The following is a 3,886-nucleotide window of genomic DNA, read 5'->3' on the forward strand; positions in this document are numbered from 1 at the left end:
GCGTTGAAAAAGTATGCTAACAAATTGTTCAAGAGTGATTCGGCACGCGTGGCATTTTGACTATGCGTTGGTTTTAGTGGTTAGGTGGCATGCGGGGGCTTTGGTATTGCGTGCCTCACACCTTAACAAGGCGTTATAACACAGAATCAACTTCTTGCTCAAAAGGGTCAGTTGAACTATTATTTGTACGTTATTTTGTACTAACTGGAGTTCAATATGAGTCGTATTCATTTCGATCAAGATATTCAGCCTTTGTCTGAGTTTCGCGCTGGTGTAGCTTCATACATCAAACAAATCAATGAGACTCGTCGTCCATTGGTGATTACGCAACGTGGCAAAGGTGTTGCTGTTGTTCTCGATGTTGCTGAGTATGAAGCAATGCAAGAGAAAATCGAATTACTGGAAGAAATGCGCACAGCAGAAGCTCAGTTAGCTTCTGGTCTCGGTGTTTCCAATGATGATGCGCGTGCTCAAGTACTTGGGCGCATTAAGAAATGAAAGTAGTCTGGTCTCCATTAGCACTTCAGAAACTGGGTGATGCAGCGGAGTTTATTTCTTTGGATAATCCACCTGCGGCAGAGAGGTGGGTAAACGAAGTGTTTGACAAAACTGAACTCCTTGGAAGTATGCCTGAAATGGGGCGGTTTGTTCCTGAAATGCCCCACACGAACTATCGCGAAATCATCTTTGGTCACTATCGTATTATCTACAGTTTAAGTCACGAAATCCGCGTACTAACAGTTCGTAATTGTCGTCAAATTTTATCGGAAGATGACGTGTAAAACTGTGTTATAACAAACTGTTTAAGAGTGATTCGCAACGCTTGGCATTTTTGCTATGCGTTGCGTTTAGTGTTTAAGGTGGCATGCGGAAACATCGGTATTGCGTTGCTCACACCTTAACAGGGCGTTAGCATTCATGAACTCTCAATTTACTATCTGTCATCCTATAGAACGTTTGGTAAACATTACGTGATATGAGATTATCGCTTCATAGTTCGAGACAATGATTTTACGGGTGCTACGGGATGGATATCTTATTTCAAACACTGCTATTCATATTGCTAATAGGCATACTTTGTTTTTCTATATGGGTGTTTAATGTTCTATTTGATGCATTTGTATCAAATGTTATTTTTCAATCGAACTTTAAAAAGTTTAAAGGTGATTTTGAGGCGGCAATTACGAACTCTCAACCAAATTGGGACCGTATGAAGCGAATAGCTAAAACTAGAAGTATTAAACCTCATGAAATTAACGAACTCTGTGAAGATTATTCAAGAGATATTCTTTCCGGAAAAAGACAAGAATTGTTGCCTCATCTAGCATTAATAGAGAGTTATATTGAGTCTTATTCTAGTGAAGGACCATTTGAATCATTACCAAGTGACATTAAGATTCATTTTGAGAGACTTCGTACTACCTTAGGTAGTGTAGAACTATTAACTCCTTTGTCATCTCAAATTAAAGATTTTATAGATGAGAAAAAAGGAGAGAGGAATAAAGATAGAATTATTAGTTTGTTCAGTTTTATCATAGGCTTAACTGGTCTTGCATTAACAATTGTTTCTTACTATTTCCCATTGAGGTAGTTTGTTTTTTCAATATGTCTTTCAGTTAACCGAAGAATGCTAACAAAGCATTTAAGAGTGATTCCCAACGCTTGGCACTTTCATCTCAGGTTGAGGTTCGTGTTTAAGGCGCAATGGTTTAGGTTAGGTGGCAGCGTTGCTCACACCTTAATGCGGCGTTAAGCTACAAACAGTCGAAAGGAATTGGTACTAGAAATGGAAAATCTGAATACAGTAGAAATAAAATCGTTTGTGCCTGCCAAAGACTTTGAACTTTCGAAGCGCTTTTATCAGAGTATTGGCTTCGAACTCGCATCAGAATTTGATGGAATCGCGTACTTCAAATTTGGCTCTTGTCCGTTTTTGCTCCAAGACTTTTATGAACCGGCTCATAGTGACAATTTCATGATGCACCTTTTAGTCGAAGATGCCCAAAGTTGGTATGAGCATGTGCTGAAACTCAATTTAGAGGAAGAGTTTGGTTCCAAGGTGACAGAATTGGTTGAACAGCCGTGGGGAATGCTAGAGTTTTGCATCACAGACCCTAGCGGTGTGTTGTGGCGTATAGCTGAGAACAAGTAGCTTAACAAAGCGTTTAAGACAGATTCGCAACGCTCGGCACTTTCGGTTTGAGTCTGTTTTAGTGTTTACGGCACAATGGTTAGGTTTAGTGGTAGTGTTGCTCACTACTTAACGCGGCGTTAACTGGCGCAGAAAATACGAAAGCACAATGATACAGTTTCTAGGTTCAGAGGTTTAGCGTGTTCGGTCGGTTTCCTTAGCTGAGCTAATGCGAACAATTTCAGTTTGATACTTAAGTTTACTGATGTGAAAGGCGGCACAAAGCCTTCTAATAATATAAGGCATTCGCGATTAGTTCGGTGCACTTACATCGCCAAAGTATGGTGTTGTGAGACGCATTTCAAACTAAAGAAAAACGGTAACCTTTTGGTTAAATACATATTTGAGTTAGCTTTACTAATCACTAATTAGCAAAACTAGCTTTGGCTAAAATGGCTGTAAGATCGGCGAAAACTGAAAGACGCTCAGTTAACAAACTGTTCAAGAGGGATTCGCAACGCGTGGCATTTTCACTATGCGTTGGTTTTTAGTGTTTAAGGTGGTATGCGGCGGCTTCAGTATTGCGTTGCTCACCCCTTAACAGAGCGTTAGTACGGGTTTGACATCAAAGGTCATAAGTTTTGGTGTTTATCTGTTTTGGCGCTCGTCTTTACACCTTTCAGTTAGTGCATTTCACGTTCTTTCCGGTGGCACTATATGTGGAGTGTTCGCTTTGATTTCACCGTTTACGGTTTCTAACTTTTAGCCTATTTCGTTGGCGCTTCTTCGTTTTTGCTGTGTTTTCCAAGTGAACTTTGTCTTTCCTTGGGGCTGTCGTTTGAGTGCGAGGAACGAATCCTTTTCTAATTTGAAGCCAATGAAAGTAGAGCAGTTCCGTGCGTTTTTCTTCTAGCCAACTTTCGTTTCTCAATGGCGGTAAAGTTTTGTAGCTGCCCGTCTCACTTCAGTGTTCAAAGCCTTTCATATCATGCCACTTTTCAATATCTTGGAGCGCATAAATAGAAGTAGCGTATGTACTAACAAATTGCTTAAGAGTGATTCGTAACGCGTGGCATTTTTACTATGCGTTGGGTTTAGTGTTTAAGGTGGTATGCGGGTGCTTAGGTATTGCGTTGCTCACCCCTTAACAGGGCGTTAGTTGCCAACGAGGAAAAATGCACCTAAAGCAGAATATTTAGGGCTAATGTCCGTGTGTTTTTGGCTAGGTTTTCGTATTTCAATTTCTAGTTGTTAGGTGTTGTGAAAATTGTCCTTTGGTTCCTTGCGCGATTTGGATTTTCTGTTTCAGAAGCTGATTAGCTTGTTGAAAACTTGCTCTGCTGCATTGACGTTCCAAAAGGTTTGTTTGGTGTTCAAATTCCGTTTTCTACGGCGTTGTAAATTCCAAGTGGTTTCAGTGACAGGCGCTTTGAAACTGCGCCTGATTTGAGTTTTACAAAATACGTAAAGCAAGTGTTGGCAAAGCGGTAATTAACTTCAAATCAAAGCTTTAGGTTTGACAACTAACAAAGCATTCAAGAGGGATTCACAACGCTTGGCAGTTTTGGTTTGAATTAGCTTAAGTGTTTACAGCACAATGGTTTAGGTTGGGTGGAATGCGTTGTTCACCCCTTAATGCGGCGTTATACGAATAGAGGGAAATTATGTACAAAAATACTGATTTTAACTTGGATTCAAAAGAGTTCAGGTTTAAGAAAGACTCATATCCTTTGTCTAAGATAAACAATGTTAGGG

At 40.1% G+C, this 3,886-nt stretch carries 4 protein-coding genes; all 4 read left to right on the forward strand.

Features of this window, described 5'->3' with window-relative positions:
- Positions 1–216 precede the first annotated feature (216 nt).
- The 4 genes from R7O13_RS23660 to R7O13_RS23680 all read left to right on the forward strand — a co-directional run bounded on the left by R7O13_RS23660 (position 217) and on the right by R7O13_RS23680 (position 2,152).
- Positions 217–498: a type II toxin-antitoxin system Phd/YefM family antitoxin gene (locus R7O13_RS23660; RefSeq protein ID WP_000086647.1), complete on the forward strand. Its 282-nt coding sequence runs from the start codon at positions 217–219 to the stop codon at positions 496–498.
- On the forward strand, positions 495–782 hold the full coding sequence (locus R7O13_RS23665) for a type II toxin-antitoxin system RelE/ParE family toxin (RefSeq protein ID WP_005445239.1): 288 nt from the start codon (positions 495–497) through the stop codon (positions 780–782). The genes R7O13_RS23660 and R7O13_RS23665 overlap by 4 nt, the downstream gene beginning before the upstream one ends.
- A gap of 245 nt (positions 783–1,027) precedes the next feature.
- The gene (locus R7O13_RS23675; RefSeq protein WP_318304794.1) at positions 1,028–1,591 is read left to right on the forward strand and encodes a hypothetical protein; all 564 of its coding nucleotides are present in this window, start codon (positions 1,028–1,030) and stop codon (positions 1,589–1,591) included.
- A gap of 195 nt (positions 1,592–1,786) precedes the next feature.
- On the forward strand, positions 1,787–2,152 hold the full coding sequence (locus tag R7O13_RS23680; protein WP_005472418.1) for a VOC family protein: 366 nt from the start codon (positions 1,787–1,789) through the stop codon (positions 2,150–2,152).
- Positions 2,153–3,886: the final 1,734 nt, after the last annotated feature.

It is taken from the genome of Vibrio sp. Y176 (assembly GCF_033438945.1).